This is a genomic window from Arenibacter algicola (assembly GCF_018860365.1).
GTDB classification, from domain to species: Bacteria; Bacteroidota; Bacteroidia; order Flavobacteriales; family Flavobacteriaceae; genus Arenibacter; species Arenibacter algicola_B.
Genome location: NZ_JAHKPO010000014.1, coordinates 588,824 through 604,468, shown reverse-complemented (window position 1 = coordinate 604,468; position 15,645 = coordinate 588,824). Strand labels below are relative to the sequence as shown.

Annotated in this window: 17 protein-coding genes; 9 read left to right on the top strand and 8 right to left on the bottom strand. The window is 37.4% G+C overall.

Going from position 1 to position 15,645, the window contains the following annotated elements; genetic code table 11:
- Positions 1 to 151: 151 nt before the first annotated feature.
- Positions 152 to 439, bottom strand: coding sequence for a hypothetical protein (locus tag KO529_RS13945; protein WP_215948473.1), 288 nt, complete (start codon positions 437 to 439; stop codon positions 152 to 154).
- A 235-nt stretch (positions 440 to 674) separates the two neighbouring features.
- On the opposite strand from KO529_RS13945, the gene KO529_RS13940 reads away from it, so the two are divergent.
- The gene (locus KO529_RS13940; protein WP_252734400.1) at positions 675 to 1,274 is read left to right on the top strand and encodes an N-acetylmuramoyl-L-alanine amidase family protein; all 600 of its coding nucleotides are present in this window, start codon (positions 675 to 677) and stop codon (positions 1,272 to 1,274) included.
- A 59-nt stretch (positions 1,275 to 1,333) separates the two neighbouring features.
- Here the strand turns inward: KO529_RS13940 and KO529_RS13935 are convergent, their stop codons facing one another.
- From KO529_RS13935 to KO529_RS13920, 4 genes are all read right to left on the bottom strand, one after another.
- Positions 1,334 to 1,987, bottom strand: coding sequence for an ATPase (locus KO529_RS13935; protein WP_215948471.1), 654 nt, complete (start codon positions 1,985 to 1,987; stop codon positions 1,334 to 1,336).
- Positions 1,984 to 2,661 (bottom strand): hypothetical protein, encoded by a 678-nt coding sequence (locus KO529_RS23490; RefSeq protein WP_252734399.1) that lies wholly within the window; start codon positions 2,659 to 2,661, stop codon positions 1,984 to 1,986. The genes KO529_RS13935 and KO529_RS23490 overlap by 4 nt, the downstream gene beginning before the upstream one ends.
- A 10-nt stretch (positions 2,662 to 2,671) precedes the next feature.
- Positions 2,672 to 2,950 carry a helix-turn-helix domain-containing protein gene (locus tag KO529_RS13925; protein ID WP_215948470.1) on the bottom strand — a complete coding sequence of 93 codons (279 nt, stop codon included), beginning with the start codon at positions 2,948 to 2,950 and terminating at the stop codon, positions 2,672 to 2,674.
- A 325-nt stretch (positions 2,951 to 3,275) separates the two neighbouring features.
- Complete coding sequence (locus KO529_RS13920; RefSeq protein ID WP_215948469.1) at positions 3,276 to 3,584, bottom strand: hypothetical protein; 309 nt, start codon at positions 3,582 to 3,584, stop codon at positions 3,276 to 3,278.
- A 332-nt stretch (positions 3,585 to 3,916) separates the two neighbouring features.
- On the opposite strand from KO529_RS13920, the gene KO529_RS23675 reads away from it, so the two are divergent.
- A complete protein-coding gene (locus KO529_RS23675) occupies positions 3,917 to 4,087 on the top strand; it encodes a DUF6747 family protein (RefSeq protein ID WP_354667780.1) in 171 nt (56 codons plus the stop codon).
- A gap of 124 nt (positions 4,088 to 4,211) precedes the next feature.
- On the opposite strand, the gene KO529_RS13915 is transcribed toward KO529_RS23675, so the two are convergent.
- From KO529_RS13915 to KO529_RS13905, 3 genes are all read right to left on the bottom strand, one after another.
- Entirely contained in the window at positions 4,212 to 4,883 is a 672-nt protein-coding gene (locus KO529_RS13915; protein WP_215948468.1) for a fibronectin type III domain-containing protein, read from the bottom strand.
- A 590-nt stretch (positions 4,884 to 5,473) separates the two neighbouring features.
- Positions 5,474 to 6,742 carry an outer membrane beta-barrel protein gene (locus KO529_RS13910; protein ID WP_215948467.1) on the bottom strand — a complete coding sequence of 423 codons (1,269 nt, stop codon included), beginning with the start codon at positions 6,740 to 6,742 and terminating at the stop codon, positions 5,474 to 5,476.
- Positions 6,743 to 6,747: 5 nt separating this feature from the next.
- The gene (locus KO529_RS13905) at positions 6,748 to 7,293 is read right to left on the bottom strand and encodes an RNA polymerase sigma factor (RefSeq protein ID WP_187586671.1); all 546 of its coding nucleotides are present in this window, start codon (positions 7,291 to 7,293) and stop codon (positions 6,748 to 6,750) included.
- A 1,295-nt stretch (positions 7,294 to 8,588) separates the two neighbouring features.
- On the opposite strand from KO529_RS13905, the gene KO529_RS13900 reads away from it, so the two are divergent.
- The 7 genes from KO529_RS13900 to cysI all read left to right on the top strand — a co-directional run bounded on the left by KO529_RS13900 (position 8,589) and on the right by cysI (position 15,602).
- The gene (locus KO529_RS13900; protein WP_215948466.1) at positions 8,589 to 8,951 is read left to right on the top strand and encodes a hypothetical protein; all 363 of its coding nucleotides are present in this window, start codon (positions 8,589 to 8,591) and stop codon (positions 8,949 to 8,951) included.
- Positions 8,952 to 9,076: 125 nt separating this feature from the next.
- Complete coding sequence (locus KO529_RS13895) at positions 9,077 to 9,700, top strand: Pr6Pr family membrane protein (protein ID WP_215948465.1); 624 nt, start codon at positions 9,077 to 9,079, stop codon at positions 9,698 to 9,700.
- Between the two features lie 4 nt (positions 9,701 to 9,704).
- Positions 9,705 to 10,136 carry an META domain-containing protein gene (locus KO529_RS13890; protein ID WP_215948464.1) on the top strand — a complete coding sequence of 144 codons (432 nt, stop codon included), beginning with the start codon at positions 9,705 to 9,707 and terminating at the stop codon, positions 10,134 to 10,136.
- 129 nt (positions 10,137 to 10,265) lie between these two features.
- Complete coding sequence (locus KO529_RS13885; protein ID WP_072861161.1) at positions 10,266 to 11,159, top strand: LysR family transcriptional regulator; 894 nt, start codon at positions 10,266 to 10,268, stop codon at positions 11,157 to 11,159.
- A gap of 226 nt (positions 11,160 to 11,385) precedes the next feature.
- Positions 11,386 to 12,021, top strand: a complete 636-nt coding sequence (locus KO529_RS13880; RefSeq protein WP_187586667.1) for a peroxiredoxin — start codon at positions 11,386 to 11,388, stop codon at positions 12,019 to 12,021.
- Between the two features lie 19 nt (positions 12,022 to 12,040).
- The gene (locus KO529_RS13875; protein ID WP_215948463.1) at positions 12,041 to 13,861 is read left to right on the top strand and encodes an assimilatory sulfite reductase (NADPH) flavoprotein subunit; all 1,821 of its coding nucleotides are present in this window, start codon (positions 12,041 to 12,043) and stop codon (positions 13,859 to 13,861) included.
- Positions 13,862 to 13,901: 40 nt separating this feature from the next.
- Positions 13,902 to 15,602 (top strand): assimilatory sulfite reductase (NADPH) hemoprotein subunit, encoded by a 1,701-nt coding sequence (gene cysI / locus KO529_RS13870; RefSeq protein ID WP_215948462.1) that lies wholly within the window; start codon positions 13,902 to 13,904, stop codon positions 15,600 to 15,602.
- Positions 15,603 to 15,645 lie beyond the last annotated feature (43 nt).

Below are 15,645 nucleotides of genomic sequence, written 5' to 3'. Positions count from 1 at the left end.
ATAGCCGAAATAATCGCCCCTAAACTGAAAGAAAAGATGATGAACATCAAGGAACTTATAACGGAAGTCATCTGAAGTGCGAACATCATAAGGGGGAGTCCCATTATCATGGCCTTTTTACGAATGTTCCTATATACCATGTACTTTTTCATTAGACAACAATTCCGATGAGATAGGTGAAGATTCCAACAACTGCACCGGCAATAAGTACAAATACAAGAACCCGTGTTATACCTTTTTTGAGATCGGCGTTTTCTCCAAAAAAGTGTCCCGCGTTAAAGAGAAAACCTATAAGAAAAATCACTCCCAGAATAATGGGGAAAACGGTACGGATGGTATCGGATACGTCATTGACCGATTCTTCAATTCCACCAATTTGAGCGAAAATAGGATTGTAAATCAGTAAGGTAAGGCCAACCTGATAGTATAATTTTTTCATGTTGTTCAGATTTAGTTATTAGACTTTTTGATACATGAAAAATAGTTTATATTTATATATAAATTACTGACAATCAATATTTTGTGAATAAAATATTAAATGATTAGTTTTAATGTGTTTTGATGTCAATTAACATGAATTTGAATTGTAATTTGAAACTGATATGTTGATAACCTTGAAAATCGGGAGTAGGGCAAGTTGCAAAAGCGTCATATTTTGGCTCTTGATATTAAAAATGTGCTTCAGTTTTTGTCAAGTAGAGCAGCCAAAAAAGATTGTGGTCATCGATCCCGGCCATGGAGGTAAGGATACCGGTGCCATAGGTGTCCATGGGGTCCTTGAAAAGGAGGTAGTTTTAAAAATTGCCAAGGAAATCCTAAACCACAACCACCTAATATTGGATGACAGGATAGAGGTTTATATGACCAGGTACAAGGACACATTGATATCATTATCAGATAGGGCGATGTTGGCCAGGGCCTTAAAGAGCGATTTGTTCATTTCTTTACACTGTAATGCGGCCATCACAGGAGCCTATGGAATGGAAATTTTTATAGCAGATAAGGTTAATCCGCACACGGAATCCTCGGTGCAGTTGGCCATGTCCATTTTAGGTGAGAGCGGACGCAAACTGGGCATTAGGGAAAGAGGGGTAAAGGTGGGCAATTTTCAAGTACAAAGGGAAACGATGGGCTTTTGCCCGGCAATTTTAATAGAAACCGGCTTTGTTACCCATGTTGATGAAGGGGATTATTACCAAGAACCTAGAAATATCAAGGCAGTGGCATTGGCTATATTGCTTGGAATTTATAATTATTTAAAAAGTCAGGAATGAATTTTACCAAAAATAAATGACATCAAGGTGTAGCATATGTATTATCAATAAAGCCATACCTAAATTCTCTTATCCTTACTATCTTCCTTAAAGGCGATCAAATTAAACAATTGCCTCATTCTAGATCGAACACGGCAACCATAACGTTCCTCGAGTTCCTGGGCATTGAGATTGGTAGTGGCGTGGGTATGGATATTATGGTTCAATAATAGTTCGTATCTGGAAAGAAGTATTTCCCCCATTACATTGCAATCTTTACCAAAATATCGTCCCGTAGGCTCCACTCCCAGATCATCAAAACAATAGGATTTCCCCTCACCGTAGTCTTCCACAATTTTAAAACCGATGTTATTAAATGCAAAAGTGATATTTCGTGCCGGTATCACTTCATAAGTTCGGCCGTAAGGACTCAGATAGCGCAACAATTTCATTAAACTGCTCTTGCCACAACCTACGGGCCCAGAAAGTAAAATACCTTTGTTAAGGTCAATATCCAGTTTCTTGCAATTCAAAGGATCCTTGATATAATAGTTACAGAGTTTGTAAATGACGTCGCGGTCCTGTTCCAATATGCTAAAATTCTTGCCGAACATTGTTTGTCCTTTGGCATTGAGATATAATAATATTTTATTGAAATCATAGCAGATCTGATTATCCTTAAGACTACCGAGGACGTATTGTTTATGACCTACAAAGCGTATATGTGGATTCATAGGGGCTGATTAAAATTTTTCATGGAACTGGACTTCAGGTTGTCCGTATTCTGGCTGACCGGGACCACTGTTTTATCCTCCTTTATCTCCATGGACTTAAAAATCCATTTTTGCGCCAGAGCATGCCAATCTACGATTTCGGCCGTACCTCCAACTTTCCATCCAATGCTTTTATAATGACAGTAAAACTTCTTGGCTTCCGTAATAGGCCAGTTTTTTTCATTAAAAAAAGCAACAACTTCTTTTTCATTTTGGGGTCGGTCCCGTTTGCCCACATTTGTTTTGTTTTTTATAGTTTCTATATGTTTATTTATAGGTACCACTACTTGTCCATTGCTTGTCCCTGATGTGGTTTGGTGTGGGTACACTACTTGTCCATCAGTTGTCCCAAAATTGAACATCTTGATCGTACTCCCCTGGAAGGGGTTATGGGAGGGACGGTAATACAAATAATTCCAATGGTGCAATTCCTTCAAACAGCGATGATAAGTTGATTTAGAGCCTATTTTTGCATAGGCCATTACTTCTTCCCGGTTAATATGGAAGCTATCACGAAAATGGTAACTGTTCCATAATTGAAAAAGTCCCACATAAAGGCTTATGTGGGTAGGGTTTAGTCGATTATCTTTTGAGAACTGGAGGAAGACCCCGTTCAGGTGTTTGATATAGTTCATAGTTAAGGTGTTAAAATTCGTAATCCACCCTGTTCTTCTTCATAATAGCTTGGATATCCTCTGTATCATAGAATAGGATTCCGCCCATTTTTGTGTACGGCAAAGTACCATTGATCCTTAAGTTTTGAAGGGTACCTGAACTAATATTGAGCAACTCCATCACTTCAGAGGAGCGAAGGTACCTTTTAAGTGTACCATTGGCCTGTTTAGAGAGCAACTCCTTAAAGCCCTCCATCAATTCGATCTTAAAATCCCTCAGATCATCTGTGGTAATTACATGTGTTGGCATAATTTGAAAGTTTTGGGAAGGGAACCAGCGAGTATTAAAATGAAGACTCCAGGTTCCGATCACGATTAGACAATGAGCCGTAAATTTGACATGTTTTTACAGGAAATATTCACCATATGTTACGTAATGGGGTTAAATTTTAACATCATTACAATCAATTACATTTATGGGCAAAGCGAATAAAATAAAATTCAAAAAACAACCAAAACTCTCTTAAAAAGAGGCAAATTTACTTGGTAGGGGACGCACCGGATACGATAGGTAATTACGATACCACGACCTAATTTATGAAACACTGGAATCGAGACCCATACCAAGCCGTTATTTATAAATGTTTGTTATTGAGTTCTACGTACTCGTTCCTGATTAGGTCATATAATAATCCCATTCTTTCATGTAGTTCCTTGGTCATTACAATTTGAAATTCCTTTATTCCAACTTGCAACTGAAAATCCTGATCAATCATCCCATAAACAAAATCATTGGTCGCTTGGAGACCTTGAAATGGCTCCAAGGGTTGGGCAGAAAAATATAATTTCCTGTAATTATTGTTCCAATAGGAATAATTTACGGTAAAAGAAATGGCCCCGTAGTGTTTTGAATATTCGCATAAAAGAGGTTTCTCTTGTGCCACTTTATAAATAGGTTCATATTAAAATAACAACATTCAATGTATTAGATAATTTGCAAGGCCACCATACTTATTCGATATGTGCCACTTTAAACGGACCAATGGTATTCTTCAATAAATTATTGATAATTACGCATGATTTCCGAATTAGGAAAAGTTAACAGCTATTGAAAATCATTGGGAAATGATTACATAATTTCGATGATAAACATATTTATTGGACTTATTGATTCCCCATGATATTTAAACCAAAGTTTGGACCGTTTGTCCAAGATGAACGTTGACCTCTAATCAGGTTAATAACTTTGCCAGTAAATTTAAAAAAATCCCCCAAAATGGTAAAGTCAATAATTCTTAAAAAAGTCTACTTAGAAGCATTCAAAAACTTAGGGAACCAATTAGTAAAAAACGGGTTCAAAATATATTTTTGGGCATGTGCCGTCCTTTTTATTTTGGTGCTATACGCATTTGTTTTCAGGTTAACAACGGGATTTGTTTGGGATTAATGTAAAGGTAGCTCTTCTTGATTGTTCCCGTTAATTTTGAATCCAAGATTGAATAATCGCAACATAAAAGAGGCTGCCCTTAATAGGCAGCCTTCTATTTACATACTCAAACAGTATATCACAATCAACTTGTTGTAATTTCTTTAACCGCAGATGGTTTGGATACATCTGTACCTTTTTTGGTATAAACCCTAACGTAATACTTGGTTTTGGTTGTTAAACCGCTTACGGCTACGGATAATTCACTCACTTCCTTTTTGTTGTAACCTGAAACTGTAGAACTAAAATCCGATTTGGTGGAAACCTCCACTAGATATTTATCTGCCCCGGTTATTGCACTCCACTCAATTTTGAATGATGTATTCTGAATATCAGTTGCATCCTTTAGCACTGGTCCAGCTATTAGTTTAGTGGTCGTAGCATCTTTAGCTGCAGATGCTTTTGACACGTCACCACCATCTTTTGCGTAGACCCTGAAATAATATTTGGTTTCCCCTTCTAATCCGCTGATTGTGGTACTGTTGGTAGTAACCGATTTTTTATTGTAGCCCGTAACCGAAGTACTAAAATCAGCTTTGGTGGAAACTTCAATGAGGTAACTATCCGCCAAATCCACTTTGGACCAGGATGCTTTAAACGAAGTAGCTTGAAGTTCACTGGCATTGCTTAGGGTTGGGGCCGCAACTTTTGAATCTGAATCATTGTCGTCATCCTTACTACAAGACGTTGTCAAAACTGGGGCTAAAGCCATACTAATTAAAAAATAATAAAATGGGAATTTAATCTTGTTTTTCATGTAAATTATGTTTTTTAATGTTAATAATCCCATTACGTTGAAGCTTTACTAAACGCTACAGGGTTTTAATTTTTTTTTTTAAATAATCCAAACTAGAACGAAAAATCGATCCTAAATATGGCCAAGTTCAATGAAAAACATTGGACGAGGTGGCTCATAAACTTTGTTTACCGACGTACAATATATCATACTAAATGTCAAGAGATATGATATTTCACCGCACTATTCAACATGGATGACAAATGCAATAATTTGGATTAACTGAGGATACAAAAAAAGCCCCTATCAAGAACAATAGAGACTTTTGATAAATAAAAACAATAACTAATTCAAATTCTAGTGATTTTCCAACCTATGCCTTATTTCGTGTACTCATTCACATTATTCCAGTGGACTTAAAGACAATTTATTCCAATATTAATGAATACCTGTTCTTAACAAAACCGATCCAACATAGTTCAATCAATAAAATATATTTAAAGGCTCTAGAAGACTATGCTGTCAGAATTACCTGCATGTATCCAAATGTCCGATTCACAACTATATTTCCATATCATTTTATTTATAAGTACTGATTTTCCAGAATACAATCATGGATTTAGGGAAACTTTTAGGGCTATACCGCCCATCGGAACTTTGGTATTATCAGAGGATATAGAATTTAACGGTAACTTATAAAAGGGTTGTATTTCATATTTTACCCGATCCGATAAAGGAGCCTTATAACCAATGGATAAATTAATTGTACCAAAGGGGTGTAACCGACTTCCTTCATAGTCTGATTCTTTTTTTGAAGATATCTCTTCCTTAACCCTGTAACTCTGCATAGTCCCATTAACATCGTGATATACCTCTACCTCTCGAAAGGTCGTTTTTGTTGCTACCGTATTTTCATTAAACGTTAAATAGGACGACATCCCTGCTTGAATAAAAATAAAGTTTCTTTTACTAGGGATCTTGTACATAATATTAATAGGTATATCCAAATTCTTAAGACTCGTTTCTTCCTTATTGTATTTATCCTCTTCCATTGAGGCTTCAGATCTTGCAAGAATTGATTCTTCGTTCTTTAGTCGCAAATTATTAAATATAATGCCAGTGTTAATTGCAAATGCCGAGGATTTTATCGGCACATTCAAAACAACCCCGGCCCCAAAGTTGGTGGAAGTCAAGGCCTGGCTATTGGCATTGTTTGAACCATAACTTGGTGACACCTGGAATCCAATTTCAACATCCTCTTGGACAGTACTTATATCTTTGTAGTCGCCATCCTTTTTGGGAACTGCAAATTGCTCTGTAATCCAATCATAATTGTCAAAGGGAATATTGATCAAGTCAATGTCTCCAGCTTGAATTGGCAAAGCATTCTCAAATATCATTACAGACTTTGTTACGGCAACTATTGTTCTCACTTTTCCTTTAGAATCGACATATCTACCATTCATATGGGCCAATGCATCTTCAGCATCTAGATTCATTTGCTTAGAATCACTAACTTTAGTTACATTAATATTATCCATCTCGGTGCTCTCTTTCAGGAGATTTTTACCAGTTCCAACACTATCCTCGCCTGATGTAGATTCCAATATTCTGGAATGGGGTAGGGTGAGGTCCTTTATAGTTACGGGATATTGAAAATCTACAGGATGATGTGGGTTTTTCATTAATATCCAGCCAATTGCAATCAGTAACAAAATAGAAGAGGCGACTCCCGTCATACACCAATTATGAATACGGTTTTTTCTTTTCTTCTTGTGGATTAAAAAACGCTCCCATGCGCCATCCTCATAGACTTCTACATGGTCAAGTATTGCGTCTCTTACTTTCTTTGCCAATTCTTCGTCAAATTGTTCTTTCATCCTTACTATTTAAAATGTCTGGTTACCAAGCCCCTCAATCTCTCCTTAGCTCTTGCGAGATAAGTCCTAGATGAACTTTCGCCTATGCCCATTAACTCAGAAATCTCCTTATGGTCATATCCTTCGATTTCATAGAGATTAAAAACCGTCCTTAACATTTCAGGAAGTTCTCCCAATAATTGATAAATATCATCAATGTCCAAGTTGTCCAATAATTCCACCGCCGGCAAATCCCTGGAACAATCGGATACGTCCAAATGATATAGATGTTTTTTGTTTCTTCTAAATTCATCTATGGCGCAATTAATGGTTATTTTTCTTATCCAACCTTTAAACGATTGTTTGTGATCAAAGGATTCAATCGAATCAAAAATCTTAATAAAGGTATCATCAACCACTTCTCTTGCTATATCCTTATTTGTACAATATGCCATTCCTATGGCCATGACATAACCGTAATATTTCTTATACAGACGTTCCTGATCTTTTCCTATTTTCGAAATACAACCAGAAATTAATTTCGTCTCTTCCTCCTTAGTGTCCTTGCCCAACCTTATTCACAATTATACCAGTTAAGGGAATTAAAAAGAATTTCCTGAAACCGGTAGCCACATTGATTGTTCTTTTTCTCCGCAATTTTATTTTGTGAATGAACAGGTTCCCATATTTTAAAAAAACCGTTCACACTTTATACTTAGAATTATTTAAAATGATGGTTATGGCTTTATAATAATATATATAGGGACATTATTGAACTTTGGTCCATCCAAAAATGGATACTTAAAATAAATGGGTTCAGGTTCAAATCAAATGGCCCTTTAAAGCAACGGCTGTTATTTTTTATATTTTGATTCAAGTGGTGCAAGAACTATTCTTATACCAATAAAAATTTATTAATATTAATCTTGATCGAGATTTAAAATCAATTTGTCTTCCCTATTCCAAAAGGACACAATTACCTTTAACGGCCCAGCATCAATGATGCTTCAAAAAAATGGGCCATACCTTCGCATAGTTATTAGATTGAATTTAAATACCTTAACGCCAATTGCCCGAATGATCTACGGGCCATGGCATTTACCTAAATTATCACCTGTACGAAAGGTTGCGGTAAAACGCTACATGTACATAGAAAAAAATATCCGGATTTCAAAAATGGCATAATACTTTGTTCCACAAATAGGCCCAAAGGACTTATAGGCCGACGTAACATTGATCCAGTTGACATTTGAAATTATTTCCATTTTAAGTTTTGGGGGAGGATGGAAATTCTTTGTAATGGGGCAATTATACCATTAACCTCGCTACGAACGATTTACAGCCATGGAACTATTGTCAATTCATGCAATCCTATTCTGTATTATAATGCCACAGTTGATTCAATACCTAGGTGTTAGTTTGGATTATTTTTTATTAACCGAAAATTAGTTTGACATCGTCGCTACCCATAATCTCATTAAAGATTAATTATTTTTCGTAGAAGACGTCAATCATTAGGTTTGGTTGCTTCAGCCGAATTAAAATTAACAAACCAAAGTATTTTGATCATTTATGAGACCTATTTTGAACTAGCAACAGCTTTATGGAACTACATGCTGGCCAGCCGCCATCTGGGGTATCCGTTTGAGAAGGGAAAGTTCAGTAAATCCCAAATACCTATATTTTCAGGGTATAAACAGAAGCCAGCCAATACTCGACTTATGGAATTAAATTAGGTAAAAAACAACTTGTGTTGATTAAAACTGTAATAATCTGAACCCAAGCCTATTTAATAGTTAATAATTCAGATGATAAAATAAATTGGGCAATCTTCTATCTAAACAGAAAAGAGGTTAGATTTGGATTTATGAAAAGTGTCAGAAATACCTTGTTTTCAAATAGCGAAACTTTCGGAGGACTTGTGGAAAATTCTTTGCCCGATATGCCAGAAATGCCCATATGCTCCTTTTCAGGTAAACCTGCTGATTATTATATTGGTTTATCCGGTCCAGGTCACCATGATGAAATTAGATTATTGGGGCCCATATGCTCCAAGTTTGTTGAAACGGCCATTGTCAATGTATTGGGGCAGGGAGTGGACAACATACAATGGCCGGTTATTTTGGATTTGAAAAAGAATATATTCTATCATTCCCATGATGCCTATTTAAAAGGGCATTCTGCAATCATGGGTTGGAAGAATCGGATAATTTCCAAAGCAAAGGAATAATCGTTGTAGGAATCAAATAGCTTTTTTACCAAGTCTTAAAACTTCATCATTCAATATCTCTCTAATATTCGGATTTTCTTATAATAAGTATATTGCCATTGGTCTAGTTAATTAATTCAAAGTAAATGAAAAGAAAACTTGAAACCATAGGACTTACAATAGGGTGGTTTGCAATTATTGGTCAATTTATCCTATTGATTATGAATAGGCAAGCAGGGTTATTTGAAACCATTATTCGTTTTTTTAGTTTTTTCACCATTTTGACCAATATATTGGTCGCACTATACTTTACAATGTCATATTTAGATTCCAAGAAGAATCCTTTAAACCTAATTCTGTCCAATGGAGCCATGACTGCCTTAACTACATTTATATTAATTGTAGGCTTGGTATATCAGGTTAGTTTAAGACACATATGGAACCCTACCGGCTTACAATTTGTGGTCGATGAATTACTACATACGGTTATCCCGATCTACATGTTAATGTATTGGTTCATCTATTCAAAAACGACTGAATTGAAGACCAAATCAGTTCTAAACTGGTTACTATATCCATTGATCTATGTTGTGTTCATAGCTTCAAGGGGATATATTTCAAATTACTATCCCTATCCATTTCTAAATATACCTGAAATAGGCCTCGAACGTTCCCTGTTTAATATTGGCATAATTTTGGGTGTATCCATCCTGATGATGATATTGCTCATAATCACTGGAAAATTTCGTAAAAACTTGATCAAAGAATAATTATATGAAAAAGAATTACATTTTAGTTTCAACCCTTTTGTTTATGGTGGTTATCGTTTCATGTACCGCAATTAAGAATGGGAGTAATAATAACCTTTACAATTCCATATGGGAATTGGAGTATATATCAGGAACGCGGATTGCTTTTGATGGCCTATATCCGGACAAGAAGCCGGTAATTTCATTTAACAAGACCACAGGGAAGATTACGGGCAATAACAGCTGTAACGGTTATTCCGCCGATTTTAAAATTGATGGTAATAGCATCACCATTGGCGAACCTGGACCTTCTACATTAATGTATTGTGGTGATGGTGAACCACAGTTTTTGAATATGATGAAAAAAATAAATGCCTTTAGCCTGGACAAAGAGGGTAGGCTAAATTTAATGATTGGAGAAATACCAATGATGAGATTCAAAAAAATAAAAGAATAGACCATTGCGTTCAAATCTTCTGGGTTATTTAATGCTTTCAATACCTAAAGCTCTTGGTAATTTTTATTCTTATAAGCAGATTTTTATTTTTCCAACTTTCCATACTGAAAAATATGAGTAATATTGTAAATGTTCGATTTTCGTTTAAAGGTTTTTCATACGGTCGCTAGAAGGCTAAATTTTACCAAAGCCGCAGAGGAATTATTAATATCCCAACCTGCTGTGACCAAACATATAAAAGAGTTGGAAAGTCAATTTAACCTGGCACTTTTTGATCGAAGGGGAAACAAGGTAATACTATCCAGGGCAGGAGAAGTTCTTCTAAAACATACAGAAAACATTCAAGAAATCTATAGGCAAATCGAGTTTGATCTAAACCAGTTCAACGAGGCGTTCAAAGGGGTTTTACATGTGGGTTCCAGCACATCCATTACGCAGTACATATTACCTCCATTATTGGCCCGGTTCCATGCTATGCACCAAGATGTGAAGGTAGAGCTGTTCAGTGGCAATTCGGAACAAATTGAGATGGCCCTTCTAAATAAGAGCATAGAACTTGGCGTAGTTGAGGGCAAATCCAAAAGGCGTGAAATTCACTATTCCCCTTTCTTAAAAGATGAGATCGTACTGGTTTGCGGGAGTAAAAATCCTATGTCAACCAAAGAAGAGATAAGACCCGAAAACCTGAAGAACATTCCTTTGCTATTACGGGAGCCCGGATCGGGGACCTTGGAAGTCATTGCCGATGCTTTAAAGCAAAAAGGAATCCGACTTGGAGACCTAAAAATAGAAATGCAATTGGGCAGCACGGAAGCCATAAAATCCTACCTACAACACTCTGATTGTATGGCATTCGTTTCCTTACATGCCATCTTTAAAGAACTTAAAAGCGGCGTCTTAAAGATAATAGAGATTAAAAAACTGCCGATCCACAGGCAATTTTATTTTATAACGCCCCAAGGTCCTGAAGGAGGGTTGTCCTTATTACTAATGAATTTTTTAAGGAGAAACCATAATTTTTAGTTGTCATTGGTTATTGAATTGAGAATCGACAGAAGCATCTATTCACTAATATTACATTAAACTCTATTATAACTTCCACTCATCAAGGTCGACAATCGTCATAACCTTAGGTTATCATAAATTAATATTTGCAATTGGCTATTGGGAATAAACCCTCGTAAATTTGAATCTGAAAGGCTTCATTAATTTTGAAGTTGCCTAATAGTATAATTTAAAAATTTAAGATATGAGTTTGAGAATTGGAGACGATGCGCCAAACTTTAAGGCGCGGACGACGGAAGGTGAAATAGATTTTCACCAATGGCTGGGCAATAGTTGGGGAATTTTATATTCACACCCTGCAGACTATACCCCTGTGTGTACAACAGAACTTGGCAGGACCGCCCAGTTAAAGGAAGATTTTGCAAAAAGAAAGACTAAGGTACTCGCTGTTAGTGTTGACGACTTGGATTCACATTATGGCTGGGTAAAGGACATCAACGAAACCCAAAACTGCAATGTGGATTTCCCTATTATAGCGGATAATGACAAAAATGTGGCAACCCTTTATAATATGATACATCCCAACGCATCTACTTCTGCCACAGTTAGATCTGTTTATTTTATCAGTCCCGACAAAAAGGTACAGGCCATTATTACGTATCCCGCTTCTACGGGAAGAAACTTTTCCGAAATTCTCCGGGTTGTCGACTCACTAAAACTTACAGCGGAACATAATGTGGCCACTCCAGTGGATTGGGAAGATGGCCAGGATGTAATTATTCCACCAGGAGTGAAGCAGGAAGATGTAGAAGCCAAATATCCTAAAGGCCATCGAGTTATAAAGCCATACTTGAGGTATACTCCCCAGCCCAATAAATAATTACTTATTATCTGAAAACATGGAACTAAAAAGAGGATTGGACAGAGGACCGTTCAACGATGAGCAAGTGGACAAACTCAATATAGCTTTATCCGGACTTGACTCCGGTCAGCTTCAATGGCTAAGTGGTTATTTCGAAGGGCTCATTCATACGTCTTTGAACAAACCCTCTACTGGAAATCTACCATTGGATTCGGGCCACAATACTAAAAATGAGCTTAAACACGAAAAAGTGCATATTCTTTTCGGGAGCCATACAGGTAATTCTGAAAGTTTGGCCAAAGACCTACATTCCAAGGTAAAGGATTTGGGAATTGATGCAGTAATTTCCGACATGGCCTCTTTTAAAACCAGGGAACTCAAGGGCATCAAAAAATTGGCCATAATCGTAAGCACCCATGGATTGGGAGAACCCCCGGTACAAGCTGAAGATTTCTATCGATACCTGCACAGCAATAAGGCACCAAACCTGGCGCATTTACAATTCTCGGTTTTAAGCCTAGGAGATAGTAGTTATATTGACTTTTGCCAGACTGGCAAAGATTTTGATACAGTACTTGAAAAACTTGGAGCTCAAAGAATTGTTCCGCGTGAGGACTGCGATGTAGATTACGCAGAACAGGCAGAGGCTTGGCAAAGCAAGTTTCTTAGTGCCGTAGTGCAGACAAATGGCCAAACTTCCCCGGTCAAAGCAGAGAACATTCCCGATAATCCGGCTAATAAGTCCCTATATTCCAGAAATAATCTTTTTGAAGCCACCATTCTCGAGAAAATCAATCTAAACGGACAGGGATCTTCCAAAGAGACCGTTCACCTTGAATTGGATCTGGAAGGATCTGGAATAAAATATGAGCCTGGGGATGCCTTAGGGGTGTACGGTTCCAATTCCCATGAACTGGTAGAGTCAGTTTTGCATACCACAAAGTTAGCGGGCGAAAAGGAGGTAGAAACCTATGAAGGTACCAAAACGCTACATGATGCACTTACATATAACTATGAACTTACTCCACTTTCAAGGAACACGCTTTCCGGATATGCAGAACTAACAGGCAATAAGGGGTTAAAGAAAATCCTTGAGGATAAAATTGCACTTCAGGAGTATCTTTCCGGACGTGATTTTTTAGATCTGATAAACGAGGTGCCGTACGAGTTGACTTCTGACGAACTGATTTCCATTTTGCGCAAAAATACCCCACGGATGTATTCCATAGCCTCGGCTCAAGATGTAGTTGATGAAGAAGTACATCTGTTGGTGTCGGTTGTCCGATATAGTGCATTAGGCAGAAACAAGGAAGGGCATTGTTCATCTACCCTGGCAGACAGGCTTGATATTGGCGATAAAGTAAAGGTCTTTGTTGATCGGAATACACGCTTTAAGCTTCCCAAAAATCCTGAAGTGCCTATTATTATGGTTGGTCCGGGAACTGGAGTGGCGCCATTTAGGGCATTTATGCAACACCGGGAAGTATTGGACAAAAAGGGACCTTCCTGGCTTTTCTTTGGCGATCGGAATTTCACTACAGATTTCCTTTATCAGACAGAATGGCAACAATATTTGAAGGAGGGGGTTCTGACCAAAGCAGATGTTGCCTTTTCAAGAGATCAGGATCAAAAGCACTATGTACAACATAGAATGTTGGAAAACGGTAAGGAGTTATATGAATGGTTGGAGAAAGGAGCGCATTTTTACGTGTGCGGTGACGCTAAAAAAATGGCCAAAGATGTTGATGTTGCCTTAAAGCAGATTATACAACAACAGGGGGGGATAACTATTGAAAAGGCAGAAGAGTATGTAAAAAATCTTCAAATTGCGAACCGTTACCAAGCAGATATCTATTAAGATAGCTTCAAGTGAGCTATAATGCGAAGGAAATGTATTTATGGAAAAGCAATCGAATTACAAGGAATTATCAGAAGATGAACATATCAAGGACAAGAGTGATTTTCTAAGGGGAAGCATAAAGGACAGTCTAAAAGATCCTTTGACGGGAGCTTTATTTCCCGACGATGTCAAGCTTATAAAATACCACGGTTCTTATCAGCAGTACGACAGGGATTTGGAGAGTGAACGAAGGCAGAAGAAATTGGAGCCCTTGTACCAGTTTATGGTTCGAGTAAGAGCTGCTGGTGGTGTTACTACTCCCAAGCAATGGTTGGCCCTCGATGAACTTTCTGAGCAATATGGAAATGGCACCCTTAAATTGACCACTAGACAATCTTTCCAATTTCATGGCATATTAAAAAGGAATTTAAAACCTACGATTCAAAAGGTTAACGAAGTTTTGTTAAGTACGCTTGCGACCTGCGGGGATGTGAATAGGAACGTAATGTGCAATCCAAACCCTTACCAATCCCATATACACGAAGAGGTATACCAATTTGCAAAAGAAATAAGCGATTATTTTCTTCCAAAGACAACTGCCTATCATGAAATTTGGTTGGACCAGGAAAAAGTAGCTGGAACCCCCGATTTTGAACCATTGTATCATCACCACTACCTTCCAAGAAAATTCAAAATAGCATTGGCTATTCCACCAAACAATGCCATCGATGTTTTTGCGAATGATCTTGGACTTATTGCTATTGAGGAAAACAATAACATAGCAGGATATAATATATGTGTTGGTGGTGGATTGGGAAGTACCTTTGGTAATGACGCCACTTATCCGCGATTAGCCGACGTTATTGGTTTCGCGCCGAAAGAAAAAGTGATTGATGTAGCCGAAACAGTTATAGCCATCCAAAGGGATTACGGCAACCGATCTGACCGTAAGTTATCGAGATTAAAACATACCATAGATGACAGGGGGTTAGAATGGTTTGTAGCGGAACTTCAAAACCGATTGGGATGGAATCTGGCCAAACCAAAATCCTATCGATTCAAATCAAATGGAGATGAATATGGATGGCTAAAAGGCACCAACAATAAATGGTTTTACACCTTATTTGTGGAACATGGTAGAGTTAGGGATGAAAATGATTATCAGCTAAAAACGGCTTTAAGGGAAATTGCCAAAATTCATACAGGAGATTTTCGATTGACAGGTAACCAAAATCTCATTATTGGAAATATAGAGGAAAGTAAAAAGCAGGGCATTGATGCTATATTGGAATTGTATGGTGTTGGTAACCATCCTAAACTAACGGGCCTACGCAAGAGTTCCATGGCCTGTGTCGCATTGAACACATGTGGATTGGCTTTTGCCGAAGCAGAGCGTTACCTTCCTTCCTTAATAGATAAGCTGGAGGTAATTATGAAAAATAATGGCCTGGAGAAGGATGAAATTAATATTCGGATGACAGGTTGTCCAAATAACTGTGCACGATCATCACTAGGGGAAATAGGTTTTGTGGGTAGGGCCATTGGTAGATATAACATGTATTTGGGGGCAAGCCATAACGGTGACCGATTAAATACCTTATATAAGGAAATGTTATCCGAGGAAAACATTTTAGAGGAATTAGAGCCAATTATTAAAGCCTATGCCCAGGATAGGTTAGGGGAGGAGCATTTTGGAGATTTCGTAATCAGAAAGAAAATTATTGAACCAACAGAAAGGCCCATACGGATATTAACCTAGTCCCTTAATTATTAGTGTTTCATTTGATTAACCTTACCTTTAA